Origin of the sequence: Sphingopyxis sp. MC1 (assembly GCF_000371385.1) — a bacterium.
In the GTDB taxonomy this organism is placed as follows: Bacteria; Pseudomonadota; Alphaproteobacteria; order Sphingomonadales; family Sphingomonadaceae; genus Sphingopyxis; species Sphingopyxis terrae.
The window spans coordinates 125,176-144,291 of record NZ_AOUN01000006.1 but is presented as its reverse complement, the minus strand read 5'-3'; the positions used below and the strand labels follow the sequence as shown (position 1 = coordinate 144,291).

At 67.1% G+C, this 19,116-nt stretch carries 16 protein-coding genes; 10 read left to right on the top strand and 6 right to left on the bottom strand.

Annotated features, from left to right (window positions below):
- Positions 1–117: 117 nt before the first annotated feature.
- Both EBMC1_RS09795 and EBMC1_RS09790 read left to right on the top strand, forming a co-directional pair.
- Positions 118–1,872 (top strand): class I adenylate-forming enzyme family protein, encoded by a 1,755-nt coding sequence (locus EBMC1_RS09795; protein ID WP_003044427.1) that lies wholly within the window; start codon positions 118–120, stop codon positions 1,870–1,872.
- A 124-nt stretch (positions 1,873–1,996) separates the two neighbouring features.
- Positions 1,997–2,680, top strand: coding sequence for a hypothetical protein (locus tag EBMC1_RS09790; RefSeq protein ID WP_156001115.1), 684 nt, complete (start codon positions 1,997–1,999; stop codon positions 2,678–2,680).
- Here the strand turns inward: EBMC1_RS09790 and EBMC1_RS09785 are convergent.
- Positions 2,662–3,726, bottom strand: coding sequence for an endonuclease/exonuclease/phosphatase family protein (locus tag EBMC1_RS09785; protein ID WP_003044420.1), 1,065 nt, complete (start codon positions 3,724–3,726; stop codon positions 2,662–2,664). The genes EBMC1_RS09790 and EBMC1_RS09785 overlap by 19 nt on opposite strands.
- A gap of 156 nt (positions 3,727–3,882) precedes the next feature.
- Between EBMC1_RS09785 and EBMC1_RS09780 the strand changes: the two genes are divergently transcribed.
- The 3 genes from EBMC1_RS09780 to EBMC1_RS09770 are packed head-to-tail and all read left to right on the top strand — an operon-like array spanning position 3,883 to position 7,748.
- A complete protein-coding gene (locus EBMC1_RS09780; protein ID WP_156001113.1) occupies positions 3,883–4,404 on the top strand; it encodes an RNA polymerase sigma factor in 522 nt (173 codons plus the stop codon).
- Between the two features lie 48 nt (positions 4,405–4,452).
- Positions 4,453–5,376 carry a FecR family protein gene (locus EBMC1_RS09775; RefSeq protein ID WP_040590033.1) on the top strand — a complete coding sequence of 308 codons (924 nt, stop codon included), beginning with the start codon at positions 4,453–4,455 and terminating at the stop codon, positions 5,374–5,376.
- Entirely contained in the window at positions 5,355–7,748 is a 2,394-nt protein-coding gene (locus EBMC1_RS09770; RefSeq protein ID WP_051066395.1) for a TonB-dependent receptor domain-containing protein, read from the top strand. Before EBMC1_RS09775 ends, EBMC1_RS09770 begins: the two co-directional genes overlap by 22 nt.
- On the opposite strand, the gene EBMC1_RS18395 is transcribed toward EBMC1_RS09770, so the two are convergent.
- Positions 7,720–7,878 (bottom strand): hypothetical protein, encoded by a 159-nt coding sequence (locus EBMC1_RS18395; RefSeq protein ID WP_156001111.1) that lies wholly within the window; start codon positions 7,876–7,878, stop codon positions 7,720–7,722. The genes EBMC1_RS09770 and EBMC1_RS18395 overlap by 29 nt on opposite strands.
- Here EBMC1_RS18395 and EBMC1_RS09765 point away from each other — a divergent pair.
- The gene (locus EBMC1_RS09765) at positions 7,877–8,677 is read left to right on the top strand and encodes a DUF2334 domain-containing protein (RefSeq protein ID WP_003044410.1); all 801 of its coding nucleotides are present in this window, start codon (positions 7,877–7,879) and stop codon (positions 8,675–8,677) included. The genes EBMC1_RS18395 and EBMC1_RS09765 overlap by 2 nt on opposite strands.
- On the opposite strand, the gene EBMC1_RS09760 is transcribed toward EBMC1_RS09765, so the two are convergent.
- Genes EBMC1_RS09760 through EBMC1_RS09750 form a run of 3 tightly spaced genes read right to left on the bottom strand, consistent with a single transcriptional unit; the run spans position 8,632 to position 11,268 of the window.
- Entirely contained in the window at positions 8,632–9,813 is a 1,182-nt protein-coding gene (locus tag EBMC1_RS09760) for a glycosyltransferase (RefSeq protein WP_003044406.1), read from the bottom strand. The two genes, EBMC1_RS09765 and EBMC1_RS09760, sit on opposite strands and share 46 nt — an antisense overlap.
- Before the next feature lie 4 nt (positions 9,814–9,817).
- A complete protein-coding gene (locus EBMC1_RS09755; protein ID WP_003044403.1) occupies positions 9,818–10,348 on the bottom strand; it encodes a DUF2141 domain-containing protein in 531 nt (176 codons plus the stop codon).
- On the bottom strand, positions 10,345–11,268 hold the full coding sequence (locus tag EBMC1_RS09750) for a hypothetical protein (protein WP_156001109.1): 924 nt from the start codon (positions 11,266–11,268) through the stop codon (positions 10,345–10,347). The genes EBMC1_RS09755 and EBMC1_RS09750 overlap by 4 nt, the downstream gene beginning before the upstream one ends.
- 170 nt (positions 11,269–11,438) lie before the next feature.
- Between EBMC1_RS09750 and EBMC1_RS09745 the strand changes: the two genes are divergently transcribed.
- Positions 11,439–12,653: a glycosyltransferase gene (locus EBMC1_RS09745; RefSeq protein ID WP_003044396.1), complete on the top strand. Its 1,215-nt coding sequence runs from the start codon at positions 11,439–11,441 to the stop codon at positions 12,651–12,653.
- Here EBMC1_RS09745 and EBMC1_RS09740 read toward each other — a convergent pair.
- Positions 12,559–13,143, bottom strand: a complete 585-nt coding sequence (locus EBMC1_RS09740; RefSeq protein ID WP_003044394.1) for a TetR/AcrR family transcriptional regulator — start codon at positions 13,141–13,143, stop codon at positions 12,559–12,561. The genes EBMC1_RS09745 and EBMC1_RS09740 overlap by 95 nt on opposite strands.
- A gap of 146 nt (positions 13,144–13,289) precedes the next feature.
- Between EBMC1_RS09740 and EBMC1_RS09735 the strand changes: the two genes are divergently transcribed.
- Genes EBMC1_RS09735 through EBMC1_RS09725 form a run of 3 tightly spaced genes read left to right on the top strand, consistent with a single transcriptional unit; the run spans position 13,290 to position 19,086 of the window.
- Complete coding sequence (locus tag EBMC1_RS09735) at positions 13,290–14,480, top strand: efflux RND transporter periplasmic adaptor subunit (RefSeq protein ID WP_196795407.1); 1,191 nt, start codon at positions 13,290–13,292, stop codon at positions 14,478–14,480.
- Positions 14,477–17,674, top strand: coding sequence for an efflux RND transporter permease subunit (locus tag EBMC1_RS09730; RefSeq protein WP_003044389.1), 3,198 nt, complete (start codon positions 14,477–14,479; stop codon positions 17,672–17,674). Before EBMC1_RS09735 ends, EBMC1_RS09730 begins: the two co-directional genes overlap by 4 nt.
- Positions 17,671–19,086 (top strand): efflux transporter outer membrane subunit, encoded by a 1,416-nt coding sequence (locus EBMC1_RS09725; RefSeq protein WP_156001107.1) that lies wholly within the window; start codon positions 17,671–17,673, stop codon positions 19,084–19,086. Before EBMC1_RS09730 ends, EBMC1_RS09725 begins: the two co-directional genes overlap by 4 nt.
- Positions 19,087–19,116: the final 30 nt, after the last annotated feature.

The window sequence follows — 19,116 nt, the reverse complement described above, 5'->3', positions numbered from 1 at the left end:
GTCGCCGCGCCGCGACGAACGCTGCGCCTTTCCATGCTTCGCCCGCTTGTGCGGCCCGTCGTTCGTCCGTAACGCTGAGGCGAATCTCCGGCGCCCGACCGGACGGATATGGGAGCAATGCGCGTGACGAGTGACGTGATGACAGAGCCGCTGGTGGCGCTCGATCCGACCTGGCCGAAAATGTCGATGGCCGATGCAACCGCGGTGCTGACCGCGCCCGGCGCGCGCTTCGAGATGGAGACGGTGACGATCCGCGGCGTGCCGACGCGCGTCTGGAAAAATGCCCCCAACGATCTTGGCGTCCTCTTCGACTTGTCGCGCACCCATGGCGCACGGCCGTTCACCATCCTCGACGACGACCGCGTCAGCTTCGAGGCGAATTGGCGCGCCACCGCGGCGCTGGCGCATGCGCTGCAGGACATGGGCGTCGGCAAGGGTGACCGCGTCGCCTTTGCGATGCGCAACCTGCCCGAATGGCCGATGGTTTTTTTCGCGATCACGACGATCGGCGCGATCGCAGTGCCGCTCAATGCATGGTGGACCGGTGCCGAACTGGCCTATGGCATCCGCGATTCGGGCGCAAAGGTCGTGATCGTCGATGGCGAGCGGCTCGCGCGGCTGCGCGATCATCGCGAAGAGCTGGGCGGCGTATCGCGCTGGATCGTCGCACGCGGCGGCGCTGATGACGATACGACGGCGCTCGAGGATATCGTCGGCGCGCCCGCGAGCTGGGCGGCGCTTCCCGATATCGCGCGGCCCGTCGTTGCGATCGATCCCGATGACGAGGCGACGATCTTTTACACCAGCGGCACCACGGGCAATCCCAAGGGCGCGCTCGGCACCCATCGCAATCTGATGAGCAACATCCTCTCGGGCGGCTTTTCGGCGGCGCGCAGCTTTCTGCGCCGCGGCGAAGCGATCCCCGATCCGCAGCCGCGCACGACGCTGACCGTCATTCCGATGTTTCACGTCACCGCCTGTTCGGCCAGCCTGATGGGCAGCATGGCGGCGGGCAACACGACGATTTTCATGCGCAAATGGGACGCGGTGCAGGCGATGGAGATCATCGCGCGCGAAAAGGTCAATGTGACCGGCGGCGTGCCGACGATCGCCTGGCAGCTGATCGAGCATCCCGACCGCGCCAACTACGACCTCTCGTCGATCGAGGCGATCGCCTATGGCGGCGCGCCGTCGGCGCCCGAACTGGTCAAGCGCATCTACGAAGAATTCGGCGCGCTGCCGGGCAACGGCTGGGGGATGACCGAAACGATGGCGACAGTGACGTCGCATTCGTCGGAAGATTATCTCAATCGTCCGACCAGCGCCGGGCCGGCGGTTGCGGTCGCCGACCTTGAAATCCGCGACGATGATGGCGTGACGGTGCTGCCGACGGGAACGGTCGGCGAGCTGTGGGCGCGCGGCCCGATGATCGTCAAAGGCTATTGGAACAAGCCCGAGGCGACGGCCGAAACCTTTGTCGACGGCTGGGTACGCACCGGCGACCTTGCCCGCCTCGACGACGAGGGCTTCGTCTATATCGTCGACCGGGCGAAGGACATGGTGCTGCGCGGCGGCGAGAATATCTATTCGTCTGAAGTCGAAAACGCGCTCTACGAACATCCGGCGGTCACCGATTGCGCGATCATCGGCATCCCGCATCGCACGCTGGGCGAAGAACCCGCGGCGGTCGTCCATCTGGCGCCGGGGATGTCGGCAAGCGAGAGCGAATTGCAGGATTGGGTGCGCGCGCGGCTCGCGGCGTTCAAGGTGCCGGTTGCGGTGCATTTCGTCGCCGACACGCTGCCGCGCAACGCCAATGGCAAGATATTGAAGAAGGATCTGAAGGCGCTGTTTGCCGACCGCGCAAGCTGACCCGCTTTTTGGGGCAACGGGGGTGCGGCTTTGCCACCCCCGCGACGTCTTCCGGGCAAAGGATAGGCCTTTGCCAAATTTTCTACATGATTCTCGGTTCGACGTTCGCCGGCTGCGCGGCGCGATGATCCTGTCCCTCCTGACGCTGGGCGCCTGCGGGGCGCCGCATTCGCCTTCTGATCAGGCGATTGCGACCTTCTCGCTGACGACGCGCGCGGGGATTACCGATTATGCGGTCGATCCCGATCCGCTCAAACATGCCGCTGCCGGCTATTTTCGCGATGTGGCGGTGGCGGCGCCGGACGAATCGGTCGGGCAGTTTCGCGCTCGCGTCGCCACCGCCATCTATTCCGAAAAAGGCGTCCACGCGTCGCTCGGGGCCGCAGCGCAGCAGGGGATCGTGCCGCGGCTCGCCGCGCTCGATGCCGCCGCGCGGAAGGACGACCGGCAGGGTGCGGGACTCGCGGCGCTCGAAATCTATCGCGCGCTGATTGAGGATATGGCGACCGTGTCGAAGGCGACAACGGCGATGGCGCTGATCGATTATGCGCAATTGGCCGGGGCCGCGCGTCTTGCGGCGGCGCGGCCGGACTGGTCCGGGGTCGATGCGGCGATGACAATGGCGGGCCAGCATTGGGATGACATTGCGGGCGACGTCGGCGACACGGCGCTGGCGGGCCAGATGGGTGCGGCGCTGAAGGCGGCACGGGAGGGCGCGGCGCGGCGCGACGATGCCGCAACCGAACAGGCGCTGCAGGCCGCACGGCCGTCGATCGATCGCCTGATCGCCTATTTCAAACGGACATAGCCGAGCGGGCCGCGTGCGGCGGTCGGCGTGAGCGGCGCAAGGCGGTAACGCGCGACATAGCCGATATGGTCGGACAACATGCGGCCGTCGGCGCTGCGTCCGAACGGCACCGATATGGCCTCGGCAGTGAGCGCGGCGATGCGGGTCGAGGCGAATAACTGCCAGTCCTTGGCGCGGCGAAAGCTTTCGAGCGCGGCGCGGGGCAGGCCGCTTGTGCTGCGCGAACAGGCGTGCATCGCATCGTCGAGCCCACCGGTGCGCGCTGCACCCCACCAGCCGCCCGTCGCCGATGCGAAGGCGCGGGCGCGCGGCGCGATCTTGCCGACGTTGAAGTCGCCGGCAAAGATGATCGGATAGCGATGCCACGGGCTTTGCGCCATGAACCGTCCGGCAGCGTCGAGCTGGCGGCGATAGGCATAGTCGGCGCGCTCATCCGAAACCCCCGACGCGCCGCGCGAATTGAAATGTGCGGTGGTGACGACGATCGGCGTCGCCGCGCCCGGCACCGCGACGAGCGCCATCAATATGCCCTTGTTGGCAAGGCAGTCATAACCGGCACAGGCATAGGCCGGGAACGGCGCGCGGCGTACCGCGAGGATCGGATAGTCCGACAGCAGTTGCAGCCCGCTGCCGAGCAGCTTGCCCGACCGCTCGCCCTTGAACCACGACGCGGCGGCGGCGAAGCGGCGGTCGGCGGCGGTGGCGGGCAGGCTGCTGCGATCGGCGGCGGCTGGGCCGTCCACGACATAGCGATAGCCGCTTTCCGCGCCGATCCGCTGCGCGGCGCGGGTGAAGGCTTCCTGCAGTACGACGATGTGTGGCTGGATTCCCGCCTGCCGCATCGCGCGCAGCCGCGCCGCGATCTGCCCGAAGTCATCGCTGCGCCCCCAGGCGAGCGGCCAGGGTAGGCCATGGATATTGTAGGTGAGGACGCTGATCGGGGTCGCGGGGGCTGGGGGAGGCGCCGCGGTGGCGGTGCAACTTACGGCAAACGCCCCGGCCAGCGCAGCGATCCGGAGCAGGCTGCGGGACAGGATTTGGGACATGGGGCAAGGCTCTCGCTACGCAATTCGACCATCGCCCCTGTCACATGGACGGCGCCGCGCGCGCTTTTCCGCATCCGCACGAAAAAAGCGTCGCATTGCCGATCGATGGGCGCGATCCGATTGCGGCTTGGGCGCGGCATTGGTATGGGGCGGCGCATGATCGCCGACGGTCTGGAAGGGGCGTTCCTGGCCCACCGCGCAGCGCTGGAACGTTTCGTGCGGGCCCGCTGCGGCGACGCGTCGGATGCCGAGGATATTCTGCAGGATCTGTGGATCAAGATCGGCAGTATCGCGGCGGTTCCCGATGACCCGCTGTCCTATCTCTATCGGGTGGCCGACAATCTGGTGATCGACCGCCGCCGCTCGGCACAGCGCCGCGAGCGGCGCGACGATGCGTGGAACGCGCTGGCAACGGACGATGCGGGCGAGGCATCGCCAGCGCCCTCGGCCGAGCGCGCGGCGATCGCGAAGAGCGAGCTGGCGTGCGTCGCGGCGCTGTTCGACGAACTGGGCGAGCCGACCACCGGCATCTTCCGCAGCTACCGCATCGACGGCACGCCGCAGCGCGACATAGCCGCGCATTTCGGCCTCAGCCTGAGCGCTGTCGAAAAACATCTACAAAAGGCCTACAAGGCCGTATTGCAATTACGTGACAAACTCGATGCGGAAAATGACTGACCAGACCGTCCTAGCTGCGAAGGGACGGTTTTAGGCATGGCACACGGCATGACAGAGCAGGAGGCGGTGGGCTGGTTCGTCCGGCAGCGCGACCCTGCGCATGCCGATTGGCCTGCCTTCACCGCGTGGCTGGAGGCCGATCCTGCGCACGCCGCCGCCTATGACCGGGTGGCGATCGCCGATGCGGCGATGACCGAGGCCCTCGCCGCGCGCCCCTTGGTCGCGGATCGCCCGGACGCCGCGCCCGCCAACGACAATGCCCCCGGATTCTTCCGCCGCTATGGTGCCGTTGCCGCCGCGCTGCTCGTCGCGGTGAGTGCGTGGCCGGTCTATCGCGTCGCGGTGCCGACCTATGCGGTCGAGACCGCGCTCGGCGAGCAGCGCAGCGTGACGCTGGACGATGGAACGGTGATCGACCTCAACGGCGGAACGCGCGTGACGCTCGACCGCCGCAATCCGCGCATCGCGACGCTCGAAAGCGGCGAGGCGGTGTTCCGCGTCACCCACGATCCCACCGATCCCTTCACCGTCGTGTCGGGCGACATGCGACTGCGCGATGTCGGCACGGTCTTCAACGTCGCGCGCGAGGACGGACGTGCCGAAGTGAGTGTCGCCGAAGGCGCGGTGATGTTCGATCCCGATCGCGCGGCCCTGCTGCTGCGCGCCGGGCAGCGGCTGCACATCGCGCATAGCGGCGCCGCACCGGTTGTCACCCGCGTCGATCCCGCGACAGTGGCCGGGTGGAAGACGGGCCGCCTCGATTTCACCGCGACACCGCTGTCGGACATCGCGCCCGACCTGTCGCGCGCGCTTGGCGCCCCGATCGCCGTCGACCCCGCCATCGCCGATCGCACCTTTACGGGCACGATCCTGATCGACGGCAAGGATAAGGCCGCTATAGAAAAGATCGCGATCCTGATGGGCGTTTCGGCCCGCAAGGTCGGCGAGGAGTGGCGACTGACCGCGAACTGATGGTGCAGCGTTACAGGCAATGGGCGGCGGCCAGCCTCGTGGTGGCTCTGGCCCCCGCGTCGGTCCATGCCGCCGAGACGCATCGCTTTGCCATCGCTGCCGGCCGGCTCGACCAGGCGATTCTTGAACTCGGGCGCCAGGGCGGCGTCAGTGTCGCGCTTGCCGATCCCGCGATGGGCGAGATCCGCGTGCGCCGCGTCGCCGGCACGATGGACGCCGAAACCGCGCTTGCGCGGCTGCTGCGCGGCACCGGGCTGGGCGTGACCATCATCGACGCGCGCAGCTTTCGCATCGTGCGCGTCCCTGTTCGGGCGCGCCCGGCACCGCCGCCGCGCCGCCCGGCGCCGCCCCCCGCGATCCCGCGCCCGGCCGACCCCGCGCCGCCCGAAGAGATTATCGTCACCGCCAGCAAGCGCGACACCGCGCTCGCCGACTATCCCGCTGCGGTTACGGTGATGCGCCTCGATGACAGTTTCGCGGGCGCGCCCGGGCAGCATGGTTCGGACGTCATCGTGCGCCAGCTTCCTTCGGTCAATTCGACCAACCTCGGTCCCGGCCGCAACAAACTGTTCATTCGCGGCGTCGCCGATTCCAGCTTCACCGGCCCGACACAGGCGACGGTGGGGCAATATTTCGGCTATGCGCGGCTCAACTATAATGCGCCCGATCCCGACATCGCGCTCTATGACATCGACAAGATCGAGGTGCTGGAAGGACCGCAGGGAACGCTTTACGGCGCCGGATCGCTCGGCGGCATCATCCGCATCGATCCGGCAAAGCCCGACAGCGGCGGTTTCGCGGCGCGGATGCAAGCGGGCTATGCGCTGACCCAGCACGGCGCCGACAGCCACGATGCGGCGGCGACGCTCAACCTGCCGCTCCTGACCGATCGTGCTGCGCTGCGCGTCGTCGGCTATCACCGCATCGACGGCGGCTATATCGACGACAGCGCCCGCGGACTCAGCGACGTCAACCGCAGCCGCATCTTCGGCGGACGCGCGGCGCTGCGCGTGACACCCGGCGACGGCTGGACGATCGATGCGGGCTGGGTGCGGCAGGACATCCAGACGCGCGACGGCCAATATTCGGAGGCCGGGCTGCCCGACCTGACGCGGCAGAGCCTGATCGCGCAGCCCTTCGACAATGATTATTCGCTGCTCTACGCCACGGTCGAAAAAAGCTGGGGTCCGCTGGTGCTGCGATCGACCGGCGCGATCGTGTCGCACGATCTGGCGAACCGCTTCGATGCGTCGGCACTCGGCGGCGGGAGCCCCTTGGCCTTTACGCAGGATATTGCGATCCGCCAGCACGCCAATGAAACGACACTGTCGCGGCAGGGTGCGCACGGGCATGGCTGGATCGCGGGGATCAGCATCACCGACGGGAAGGACCGGACCCGGCGCGCGCTCGGCGACCCCGCGGCGCCCGCTCCGATCGCCGATATACTGAACGAACGCAGCGAGGTTGCGCTGTTCGGCGAATGGACCTTCGGCCTTGCGCCACGGCTCAGCGCGAGCCTTGGCGGCCGCTATGCCCATACGCGCTTTTCGGGCGAACTGATCGATCCTGCAAACCCGAACCCGCCCGAACCGCGCCGCGCCGTAGACTATTTCGTGCCCGCCGTGGCGCTGCGCTGGAAACCGGGGGGCGGCTGGCTGATCTACGGACGCTATCAGGAGGGATTCCGGCCCGGCGGCTTGACCGTGAGCAGCCCGGGAAGCGCGGTCGCCTTCCAGTCGGACACCATCGCGACGTTCGAACTCGGCGCGCGGCGGGGGGCGCCCGATCATGATCCGCTCAGCGTGGCGCTTTCGGCCTCCTACGCGCGCTGGGAATCGATTCAGGCCGATCTCGTCGATGTGCAGGGTTTTCCCTACACGGACAATATCGGCAATGGTTCGATTCTCGGATTCAGCGCGTCTGCGACGTGGAACGCCACCCCGTCGCTGCGCCTCGACGGCAGCGCCTTTCTCAACCACAGCAGCCTGACCCAAGCCGCACCGGCCTATGCGCGGGCGGAGGACAATGATCTGCCCAATATCGCGCAGTGGGGCGCGCGGGTGGGCGCGCGCTGGGTGCAGAGCGTCGGCGCCGATGCCCGCCTGTCGATTGCCGCCGATGCGCGCTATGTCGGCAAATCCTATCTCGGCGTCGGCAATCTGCTCGACATCAGCCAGGGCCGCTATGTCGACACGGCTCTGAACCTGCGTCTCGAGCGCGGGCGTTTCGGCTTTGCGCTAGGTGTCACGAACCTGTTCAACGCCGATCGTAACCGCTTTTCCTATGGGAACCCCTTCACCGTGGTCGCCGGTCGGCAGGAAACGCCGCTGCGGCCCCGCACCGTCAGGATTGGCCTGGATGCAGCCTTTTGAACGGAGCTTCAGCCGCGCGCGGCGGCGGCGCCTTTGCGGGCGCGGCGCGGGTGCGGGGCGCCTTGTCCGCGTTGCGGCTGCCCCAGACGAGCAAGCGATAGACCATCGCCATCAAGGACATGTCAGTCATGCGGCCCTCCGATAAATCCTCGCGCAAATTCCTCGCCTCGATCCACGACGTCAGTCCGCGCTTCGCCGACGAGGTCGATCGCCTGCTCGATCAACTCGTCCGCCACCTTGGTGGGCCGAAGGTCGCGATGCTGGTCGTTCCCGACCATTGGGACAGCGCGCCGATCGCCGAAGACCGCGGCTTTCAGAGCCGCCTGCGCGGCTGGGCCGACGCGGGCGTTGAAATGTTCGTCCATGGCTGGGCGCATCGCGACGACAGCCGGCACAGCGGAGCGCTCGACGGCTTCCGCGCGCGCCACATGACGGCGGGCGAGGGCGAGTTCCTCGGCCTTGACCATGCCACCGCGCTGGCGCGGATGACGGCGGCCAAGAAACTGGTTGAGGACGTGACAGGGGTTGCCGCAACCGGTTTCATCGCGCCCGCGTGGCTCTACGGAGCTGGGGCTCTGTCCGCTTTGCCACAGGCCGGATTTGCGATGGCCGAGGATCATATGAAGGTGTGGAATCCGCAAACCGGCGCGGTGCTCGCGCGCGGTCCGGTCATCACCTGGGCAAGCCGCAGCAGGGCGCGGATTGCCAGTTCCTTGTTGTTTTCTGCGCTCGCGCGGCATGCGCTGAAGCCGATGCGCGACGTGCGCGTCGCGGTGCATCCGGGCGATGCGCATGTGCCCAGCCTTGTGACCAGCATCGACAAATGCTGTGCCGCGCTGCTCGCCGGACGCCGGGTCGCCCGCTATGCGGATCTCGCGGCCGATCATGCCGCCACCCGCGACGAACGCGCGGTGATCAGCGCGTCATAATGGCGGAGCAGGTCCGCGACATGGTCGCGGTCCGACCGGACGGCGATGGCGGCACGGCGCGCCGCCTGACGGATCGCCGCGCGATCGCGCGCGCAGAAACGGGCGATGGCCTGCGTCGCCGCCGCGGCATCGCGTGCGGCATAGGTTTCCGCAAATTCCGGGCGCGCGATCTCGGCACAGCCGCCTTCGTCGGGGACGATCAGCGGCAGGCCCGACGCCAGCGCCTCCGACGCCACCAGGCCGAAGGTTTCGCCTTCGCACCCGTGGATCAGCGCATCGCAGCTCGCCATCAATGTCGCCAGTTGCGGCCGGTCGTAGATTGGCTGGAACATGCGGATATGCGGATTGCCGCCGACCTGCTTGCGCAGCGCGGCGCTCGCCGGTCCCTTGCCGATCAGGATCAGACCGACGGGTTCGCGGGCGGCGGCGGCCTGCACCGCGTCGATCACCATGTCCCACCGTTTTTCGCCATGGTGCCGCCCGATGCCGAGCAGCAGGGTGGCGCTTTCGGGAAGGTCGCATTGCGCCAGCAAGTCGGCGCGCAGGGTGGCATCGCGCAGGGTCGGTGAAAAGGCGGCGCGGTCGATGCCCAGCGCGACGCAATGCGCCGGACCGATGTGGCGGTCGCTCAGCCGCTTGCCCAGCGAATCGCCGCAGACCACCAGACTGTCGAACAGCGGCATCGCGCGGCGCAGGTAGCGATTGAACCATTCGAAGGCGGCGTCGATCTTTTCGCGCGAGGCGATCCGCCCGAACCAGCGCTGCGGATAGGATACGACCGGGTCGCTGTGCAGGAAAAAGACCTTCGCGGCGGCGCCGGCCCATTTTCCGACGATCCACGCGGGGCGCCAGGGCGAAGAGGCTTCGACGACGTCGGGGTGCAACCGGTCGAGCCAGGCATGGATCGGCGCCGCATCCCAGAACATGCGGTAATTAGCGTCGAACGGCAGCGGCGGCGCCTTGACCCAGATGATCCGGCCGCCGGTCGCGCGCACTTCCTCGCGATCCTCGGCGCCGGGCGCGAGGACGATCAGTTCTTGGCCGGCTTCGGCAAGCAACTGCATCTTGCGGTCGACATAGGAGCGGATGCCGCCGCCGGTGGGGGAATAGAATTCGCAGACGTCGACGATCCGCATCGCCTCAATCCTTCTTGACCGGGGAAAAGCCCAGGCCGTGGAAATAATTCATCATCACGTGCATTTCCGTGACACCGCTACCCAGCGTCACCGCGGCCTTCGCCGATTTGGGTTTGCTCCACCCCAATTTGGGATTGCCGGGAAAGCCGACGCCGTCGGAGGAAAAGCTGAACTTGTGCTTGCCGTCGCGGTCGTGGATCATCGCGAAGCTGTAGCGGCCAGGCCGCGGCGCCCGGATGCACACCGCGACCGGACCGGCGGCGGGGGCCGCAAATTCGATGCGGCGGAAGTCCTTGCCCGCTTTCTGAAGGACGAAATCATCCTCCAGAAAATCCTTGTCGTTGCTCGGGAACAGCTCGACCCGGATCCGTCCCTTGCGGTCCTTCAGCCCGTCGAGCCAGACGAGCAGCGCCGGCGTTGTCGAACCCGCGGCGCAGGCGGGCGCGTCGCCAAAGACCGCGGCGCGTGCGGACGGCACCATTGCGGCTGAAGCCAGCATGGCGGCGGCGAGGGCAGGGAAGCGGAAGCGGGTCATGCGGCCACTCCCTTGCGCAGCGGCAGCCAGGTCAGTGCAAAGACGATGACGTGGCAGAGCAGGGTCAGCGCGACTGTCAGTGCCACGAGCCGCGTCACCGCGGCGTCGTTGCCGACCAGAAAGACCGCCAGATTGGCAAAGACGATGTCCTTGTTGGGGACGAGCGGCAGGCGCGCGACGAGTTGGCGTCCCGTCACGAGCAGCATCCAGAGCGCGAGCGGCACGAGCGGCAGCGCAAGATGCCAGCACAGCGCGAGCAGCCCGGTGTAGGCGATGGTGCGGACGAGGTGGACCAGGAACACCCAGCGCAGTTCACTCGCAGGAAGCGAGAACAGGCGGCCGCGGAAGAGCAGGATGGCGAGCGACAGGGCGAGCATGACCCCTACCGACCCCAGGATCGGGCGGATATGCTCGGCGGGCAGCAGCGAATAGGCGAAGGGCGTGGCGATGGCGAGCAGTGCCAGCGTGAAGATGTTGCCGACGACCGCCGACAGGATGCTGACATCCTTGATCGCCGCGAAAGGCGCCGCGACCATGTTGAGCCGCGTCCGGGCCCAGGCGTAGAAATAGGCTTCCCCCGAATAGCCGAGCAAAATCTCGTTCGCGACCAGCTTGCGCAGGATCGGCACGATGCCCGACAGCGGCAGGCCCCACAGCCGCCGGAAAATCACCAGATCGGACAGCGGCTGCACCGCATAGATCGCAAGGAAGACCAGATAGAAAAGCGGGTTGGTGGGTAGCGCCTCGTGCAGCGCGGCCAGTCCGCCGCCCAGAAGCTCGCGCATCAGTCCGGCGAGCAGCGCCAGGCTGAGCAGGCCACTGAGCAGCGCCGGCCAGCGACTGCGGATCGGTGTCAGCGGCTCGAGCGCGGCAAGAGGCGGCGTCGATGTGGGGGCTGCGGCAACCGTCAATCCGTTCACGCTTTTATCCCGTTAGTATCGTTTCCAGCGATTTTTCGCTTCTTCAGTTTCAGACGCCGCGGCGCGTCCGATCCCGCATCGGCGCGTGCGGAAAATCGGCGCGCGCGGCGTCTTGTCGATAGAAGGGTGTCCGATGCGGGCGCCGGTATGGCATCGGGAAGGCCAGCGGCGTGGCGCGAGCGCAGCACATCGTCATCATTTTCCATGATTTTTCGTTCGGAGGGACCGAGGTGATCGCGCTGCGGCTGGCGCGCGAATGGGTGGCGCAGGGGCGCCGCGTCACATTGCTTTGCGGCACATTCGATGGTCCGCTGCGCTCCGCCGTGCCGCGCGGGGTACACACCGAACGCCTCGAACCCGAAATTCCCAGAACGCCGCTTTCGCGCCTGCGCCTGCGGCGTGCGCTGTCGGCGGCGATCGCTCGCCTGCGGCCTGACGTCGTCTTTCTGCCGGGCAATTTTCATCATGTGCTGGCGGGCGCCGTGCGCGATTTGCCGCGGCGACCGAAGGTCGTGGCGAAGATCAGCAATCCGTTGGCGCCCTCGGCGATCCCGGCGCTACGCGCGCTGCTCGCGCGGGCCTTTCGGTGGGCGGCGCGCGATGTCGACTGGTTCGCCGCCATGTCCACCGGGCTTGCCGACGACGTGCGTGCGCTGACGGGACGCGCGGACGTCAGCGTGATCTTCGATCCCAATATCGACACGATCATCAATTTGCCGGACGCGAGGAAGGTGCCGGGTACCGGGCCGCTTCATCTGCTGGCGGCGGGGCGACTCGTCGAGCAGAAGGATTTCGGCCTCGCGGTTCGAATCGTCGCCGAACTGGCCAAGCACCGCGACGTGCGGCTGACGATTGCGGGCGATGGGCCCGACGCGCCGCGGCTGGCGCGGCTGGCGCGGCGCTTGGGCGTTGCGGACCGGATCGCGCTTCCGGGGCGCCTCGCATCAATCGGGCCGGCGCTCGACCACGCCGACCTGCTTCTGATTACCTCGCGCTACGAAGGTGGGCCTGCGGTTGCGGTCGAAGCGCTCGAGCGCGGCGTTCCGGTTGTCGCCACCGATTGTTCACATTTTCTGCGCGATCTGCTTGCGGACGGTGATTGCGGCGCGATCGTCGCTAGCCGCGACCCGGCGGTGATCGCCAAGGCCATGCTCGAATGGATCGACCGGCAGGATCGCCGGCCCTTTTCTCCGGCGGTGGTTACCGAGCCTTTCGGGACGGCCTTTGCGGCGCGCCGCTATCTCGATCTCTTCGACCGTCTGGCCGGGGAGGGCGGTTGCGCTAGGTCGATCAGCAGGTCAACGCCGCCGCAAACAGGCAGCGAAAACGCTCGACGCACTCGGCCCCTTCTTCGGCATCGAGTTCGAAATTATCGACCTTCATGATCGTCCGCAGGACGCCGACGCCCATCAGGATCGCCAGCAGCATATTGGCGCGCATCTCGCCCTGATCGCCGCCGATCGTTCCGGCGAGCGGCTCCAGAACGTCGCGGTTGACCAGTTCGCGGATGATATCGCCCGCCTTGGGAGACGAGGCTGAGCGCAGCATTATGACGAACATCTCCATGCGATGATGGCGATCGGCGTCATCGTCTTCCGCCACGAGTTGCGCCAGAAAACCGGGCAATTCGTCGATGCTTTTGGGTTCGCGGAACAGATGCGGCTTTGCCTCATCGCTGACGACTTCGCGAAACAGCCCTTCCTTGCCGCCGAAATAGCGGCTGATCAGCGCGACATCGACCCCGGCGTCGTCCGCAATGTCGCGCAGTCCGACATTTTCATACGCCTCGCGCAGAAAGCGTTGGTGCGCGGCCGCCAATATCGACGCGCGGGTTGCAACGGCATCGCGCCGCTTGATGGTTGAGCTTCTCTCCATTTTTGCGTCCATAATGGTGAATGAGAATAAATCAACAACTGTTGACTTACGATGAACGGCCGACTAGTTGACAGCGACCGTCATCGCGCAACTTCCCCCCTCCCTGTGGCGCGATGGCGGAACGCTTCAACAGAAAAGACAAGATCATGCAAAAGCGCTTTCTCCTCGCGCCCGTCCTGTGCCTTTCGTTCGCGCTGGCTGCCTGTTCGGGCGGCGGCGACCAAGGACAGGGCGGTCCGCCGTCGCTTCCCGTCACCGTGTCCCAGCCGCTCGTTCGCGACGTGACGGAGTGGGATGATTTTGTCGGGCGCTTCGAGGCGATCGACAGTGTCGAAGTGCGGCCGCGCGCGTCGGGATATTTGCAGCGCGTGCATTTTGCCGACGGCCAATATGTGCGGGCCGGGCAGCTTCTTTTCTCGATCGATGCGCGCCCGAACCAGGCGGCGCTCGATCAGGCGCGCGCGCAGTTGGCGCGCGCCAACGCGACCTTGGCGAACGCAAAAACCGAATTCGCGCGCTCGGCGACATTGGCCGCATCGCAAGCGGCGAGTACCGAGGAGGTTGAGCAGCGCCGTGCCGCCGTGCGCGCCGGTGAAGCTGATGTGGCGGCGGCGCAGGCCGCGGTGCGATCGGCGCAGCTCAACGTCGGCTTCACGCGCGTCACCGCGCCGATTTCGGGGCGTATTTCGCAGCGGTTGGTCGATCCGGGCAATGCGGTCAGCGCCGACCAGACGGTGCTGACGACGATCGTGTCGACTAGCCCCATTCATTTCAGCTTCCAGGGGTCCGAGGCGAGCCTGCTCGGCTATGAACGCCGCGGCGACAAGCTCGACGGCGCGCCGGTGCGTATCCGCCTGCAAGGACAGCAGGATTATGCGATTTCGGGCCGGATCGACTTTGTCGACAACGCGCTGTCCAACGGATCGGGGACGATCACCGTCCGCGCCGTCGTGCCCAACCCCGATGGCAAGCTGCGCCCGGGCATGTTCGGCCAGCTTCAGCTTGCGGCTTCGGCGCCGCACGCCGCCATCATGGTCCCCGACACCGCCATCGTTACTGATGCGGCGCGGCGCCTGGTCTATGTGATCGGCGATAAGGATGTGGTGCAGGCGCGCCCGGTCGAGCTTGGACCCGTCATCGACGGGCTGCGCGTGATCCGCTCGGGCATCACCGCCAAGGATCGCGTCGTCGTCGGCGGCATCCAGCGTGCGATGCCGGGCAAGCCTGCGAAGGTCGAGGCGGGCCGGATCGGTGCCGATGGCAAGGTCGTGCCCGCGAAGGCGGCCGCGAAGCCTGCCGCAGCTGGCGCTGCAGCGGGCAAGGGCGGCGCACAGTGAATTTCAGCCGATTTTTCGTCGACCGCCCGATCTTCGCGGCGGTCATCGCGATCTTCATCACGCTGATCGGCGCCTTTGCCTATCCCCAGCTTCCGCTCGCCCAATATCCGGAGATCGCGCCGCCGACGATCAGCATCACCGCATCCTATCCCGGCGCCTCGCCCGACACGATCGCCGAAACGGTGTCGTCGACCATCGAGCAGGAGGTCAACGGCGTCGAGAATATGCTCTATATCCAGTCGTCCTCGACGCAGGGTCTGGCGCAGATAACGGTGACATTCCAGCCGGGCACCGACCTCGATGCGGCGCAGGTGCTCGTCCAGAACCGCGTTGCGCTCGCCGAGCCGCGCCTGCCCGAACAGGTGCGCCAGATCGGCGTGCAGGTGAACAAGCAGGAAACCGGCTTCCTGATGATCGTCGCGCTGACGACGACCGATCCGGCGATCGACCTCGATTATGTCGGCAACTATGCCAATTCGACGCTGCGCGACCGGCTGCTGCGCCTGAAGGGCGTTGGCGGGGTGCAGATTTTCGGCGGCGGCTATTATTCGATGCGCGTGTGGATCGACCCCGACAAGGCCGCCGCGCGCAACCTGACCGCGACCGAGATCGTCGCGGCGCTGCAGAGCCAGAATGTCCAGGTTGCCGGCGGCTCGGTCGGCGCGCCGCCCTATGGCAAGGGCAATCCGGCGTTCGAGCTTCCGGTCGAAGTGCCCGGACGCCTCGTGACGCCCGAACAATTCGCCAATGTCGTGATCAAGACCGATACGCAGAATGGTGCGATCACGCGGCTGAAGGACGTCGCGCGGGTCGAGCTGGGCAGCCAGGATTATGGCGTGCGCGGCGTGTTCAACGGTCAGCCCGGCGTCGGCATGGCGGTGATTCAGCAGCCGGGCGCCAACGCGCTCGATGCCGCGAAGCTGGTGCTCGACGAGGTCAAGGCGGCGTCGAAGGACTTCCCGCCGGGGCTGGAATATCAGATCCCCTTCAACCCGACCGAATATGTGCAGGCGTCGGTGAGCGCGGTGCAGGAAACGCTGATCGAGGCGATCATCCTCGTCGTCATCGTCGTGCTCGTCTTTCTGCAAACCTGGCGCGCGGCGATCATCCCGATCATCGCGATTCCGGTGGCGCTCATCGGCACCTTTGCGGTGCAGCTGGCGCTCGGCTTTTCGATCAACTCGCTGTCGCTGTTCGCGCTGGTGCTCGCGGTCGGGATCGTCGTCGATGACGCGATCGTGGTCGTCGAGGCGGTCGAGAAGCATATTCGTCAGGGCCTCACCCCGCGCGAAGCCGCGCACCGGACGATGAGCGAAGTGTCGGGCGCGCTGATCGCGATCGGTCTCGTCCTTGTCGCGGTGTTCGTGCCGACCGCCTTCATCCCCGGCATCCCCGGCATCTTCTATCAGCAATTCGCGGTGACGATCGCGGCGGCGACGGTCTTTTCGCTGCTGACGTCGCTCACCCTGTCGCCCGCGATGGCGGCGCTGCTGCTGAAGCCGCACGAGGAGCATCACGCAGAACCGAAGAACCGGGTCATGCGCGTTGTCCGCCGCGCCGCGGACAGGTTCAACGACGGGTTCGACCGGCTGTCGGAACGCTATGGCACCACCACCGCGTCGCTGATCCGCAAGACGGCGCTGATGCTGGGCATCTATGCGGTACTGCTCGCCGCGACCGGCTGGCGCCTCGCAGATACGCCGACGGGCTTCATCCCCGATCAGGATCAGGGCGTGCTGATCGGCGTGGTTCAGCTTCCGCCCGGCGCGTCGCTCGACCGCACGAGCGAGGTGCTGGCGCGCGCGCAGAAGACGGTGTCGCAGATCGACGGCGTCGAGAGCATCGCGACCTTTTCGGGGCTCGACGGCGCGAGCTTTTCGACCGCATCGAACGCGGGCACGATGTTCATCCGTCTGAAGGACTGGAGTGAGCGCGGCAGCGATCTGAGCGCCAGCGCATTGTCGGGCAAGCTGTCGGGCGTCCTCGCGATGGCGCTCCCTGAAGCAAACGCCTTCGTCATCGCGCCGCCCGCGGTGCAGGGCCTTGGCAACGGCAACGGCTTCACCATGATGCTGCAGGCGCGCGAGGGGCAAAGCTATCGCGACCTTGAAAAGGTGACGCAGGCGATGATGGGCGGGGCGCAGCAGGTGCCCGACGTCACGCAGGTCTTTTCGCTGTTCAACACCGGAAGCCCGCGCATCTTCGCCGATGTCGATCGTGACAAGGCGCAGATATTGGGCGTCGACCCGAGCCAGGTCTACGCCGCGCTCGGCACCTATCTTGCCTCGACCTATGTCAACGACTTCAACTTCCTTGGCCGCACCTTCCGCGTCACGGCTCAGGCCGAACCAAGCGCGCGCAGCCGGATCGAGGATGTGGGCCGATTGCAGGTGCGGTCCTCGTCGGGCGAGATGGTTCCGCTCTCGTCGGTCGCGACCTTCCGCGACGACAGCGGTCCGACCCGCGTCGTGCGTTACAATCTGTTCCCCGCGGTCGAACTGCAGGGACAGGCGGCGCCGGGCGTCTCGTCGGGTGCGGCGTTGACCGCGATGGAGGGACTGGCCGCGAAGACGATGCCGCAGGGCTTTTCCTATGAATGGACGGGCCTTGCCTATCAGGAAAAGCAGGCGGGGAGCAGCGCGGTGCTGATCTTCCTGCTCGCGGTGGTCTTCGTCTTCCTGGTGCTGGCGGCGCAATATGAATCGCTGCCGCTGCCGCTCGCGGTGATCCTGATCGTGCCGATGTGCATATTGGCGGCGATGCTGGGCGTGAACCTGCGCGGGATGGACAATAATATCCTGACGCAAGTCGGGCTGGTCGTGCTGATTGCGCTCGCGGCGAAGAACGCGATCCTGATCGTCGAATTCGCCAAGCAGGCGGAAGAAGAGGAGGGGATGGCCCCGCTCGACGCCGCGGTTCACGCCGCGCAGTCGCGCCTGCGTCCGATCCTGATGACCAGCTTTGCGTTCATCTTCGGCGTCATCCCGCTCGCGGTGGCAAGCGGGCCGGGGCAGGAAATGCGCCAGGCACTCGGCACGGCGGTGACGTTCGGCATGCTCGGCGTCACCATATTCGGGCTGATCTTCACGCCGATCTTCTACGTCGTGTCGCGCAAGCTGGGCTATCGCGTCCAGCAATGGTTCGCGCGCGGCCGCACCAACAAGGGCGGCGATGCGCCGCTGGAGATGCCATGATGAGCCGTAATGTCCTGCTGGCCGGTGCCGCCGCGCTTGCACTGTCGGGCTGTGCCGTCGGTCCGGCCTATGTGTCGCCGACCCCCGCCGCTCCCGGACAGACGCCTTTCCTCGAGGCAGGCAAATCGCCCGCCTTCACCGGCGAGCAGCCGGCGGGGCATTGGTGGAGCCTGTTCGGCGACCCGACGCTCGACGCGCTCGTCGAAGAGGCGCTCGCCGCCAATACCGATCTGCGCGTCGCCGCCGCCAATCTGGCACAGGCGCGCGCGGTGTTGAAGGAATCGCGAGCGGGGCGCCTGCCGACCACCGGAATAAGCGCCAGCGGCACCTACGCCCGCCAGCCGGGCAGTGTCACCGGCATCGGCCCGGTCGAGGGCGAAAGCTATGATGTCGGGCTCGACATCGGTTATCAGGTCGATCTGTTCGGGCGCGTCGAAAGTGCGATCCGCGCGAGCCGCGCAGATGCCGACGCGGTGCAGGCGGCCTTCGACCTGACGCGCATCACGGTCGCGGCGGAAACGACGCGCGCCTATGCCGACGTCTGCGCCTACAACCGCCAGCTTGCGGTGGCGGAGGAAACGCTGCGCATTCAGGAACAGACCTTCGACCTGGCGCGTCGGCTGTTCGAAGGCGGACGCGCGACGCGGCTCGACACCGGGCAGGCGGGGGCGCTGCTGGAACAGACGCGCGCGACTTTGCCCACCTTGAAGGCGCAGCGCGCCGGGGCGCTCTATCGCCTTGCGCTGCTGACTGGCAAGCCGCCCGCCGAAGCGCCGCAGGTCGCGTTGCAATGCCAGGCGCCGCCCGAACTCGACCGTCCGATTCCGGTCGGCGACGGCGCCGCGCTGCTCGCCCGCCGCCCGGACATTCGCCGGGCCGAGCGCCAGCTCGCCGCCGCCGCGGCGCGCGTCAATGTTGCGACCGCCGACCTTTATCCCAGCATCAGCATCGGCGGGTCTGTGGGATCGACCGCCGACGCGGTGTCGGGGCTGGGCAAGTCCGACAGCTTCCGCTTTTCGATCGGGCCGCTGATTTCGTGGAGCTTTCCGAACATCGCGGTCGCGCGTTCGCGGCTGAAGCAGGCGGAGGCCGGCGCCGACGCGGCGCTCGCGACCTTCGACGGCACTTGGCTCGGCGCGTTGCAGGAAACCGAAAGCGCGCTCGCCAACTATGCCGGCGAACTCGACCGGCTTGCGGCGCTACGCCGTGCGGCGGACGAAGCGGGCGAAGCGGCGCGTATCGCGCGGCTTCGCTATCAGGCGGGGCGCGAGAATTTTCAGGTCGTACTCGATGCCGAGCGCTCGCTGGCGCAGATTCAGGCGAGCATCGCCCAGTCCGAACAGCAGCGCGCGACCTATCTGGTCGCGCTGTTCCTGGCGCTGGGCGGCGGCTGGCAGGACGGCGCCGCGTAAGGCGTCGATCTGGCTAAACAAAAAGGGCCG

Coding starts and splice junctions, on each gene's coding strand:
- EBMC1_RS09795 (WP_003044427.1), top strand. CDS start 118: ATGCGCGTGACGAGTGACGTGATGACAGAGCCGCTGGTGGCGCTCGAT.
- EBMC1_RS09790 (WP_156001115.1), top strand. CDS start 1,997: ATGATCCTGTCCCTCCTGACGCTGGGCGCCTGCGGGGCGCCGCATTCG.
- EBMC1_RS09785 (WP_003044420.1), bottom strand. CDS start 3,726: ATGTCCCAAATCCTGTCCCGCAGCCTGCTCCGGATCGCTGCGCTGGCC.
- EBMC1_RS09780 (WP_156001113.1), top strand. CDS start 3,883: ATGATCGCCGACGGTCTGGAAGGGGCGTTCCTGGCCCACCGCGCAGCG.
- EBMC1_RS09775 (WP_040590033.1), top strand. CDS start 4,453: ATGACAGAGCAGGAGGCGGTGGGCTGGTTCGTCCGGCAGCGCGACCCT.
- EBMC1_RS09765 (WP_003044410.1), top strand. CDS start 7,877: ATGCGGCCCTCCGATAAATCCTCGCGCAAATTCCTCGCCTCGATCCAC.
- EBMC1_RS18395 (WP_156001111.1), bottom strand. CDS start 7,878: ATGACTGACATGTCCTTGATGGCGATGGTCTATCGCTTGCTCGTCTGG.
- EBMC1_RS09760 (WP_003044406.1), bottom strand. CDS start 9,813: ATGCGGATCGTCGACGTCTGCGAATTCTATTCCCCCACCGGCGGCGGC.
- EBMC1_RS09755 (WP_003044403.1), bottom strand. CDS start 10,348: ATGACCCGCTTCCGCTTCCCTGCCCTCGCCGCCGCCATGCTGGCTTCA.
- EBMC1_RS09740 (WP_003044394.1), bottom strand. CDS start 13,143: ATGGAGAGAAGCTCAACCATCAAGCGGCGCGATGCCGTTGCAACCCGC.
- EBMC1_RS09735 (WP_196795407.1), top strand. CDS start 13,290: ATGCAAAAGCGCTTTCTCCTCGCGCCCGTCCTGTGCCTTTCGTTCGCG.
- EBMC1_RS09725 (WP_156001107.1), top strand. CDS start 17,671: ATGATGAGCCGTAATGTCCTGCTGGCCGGTGCCGCCGCGCTTGCACTG.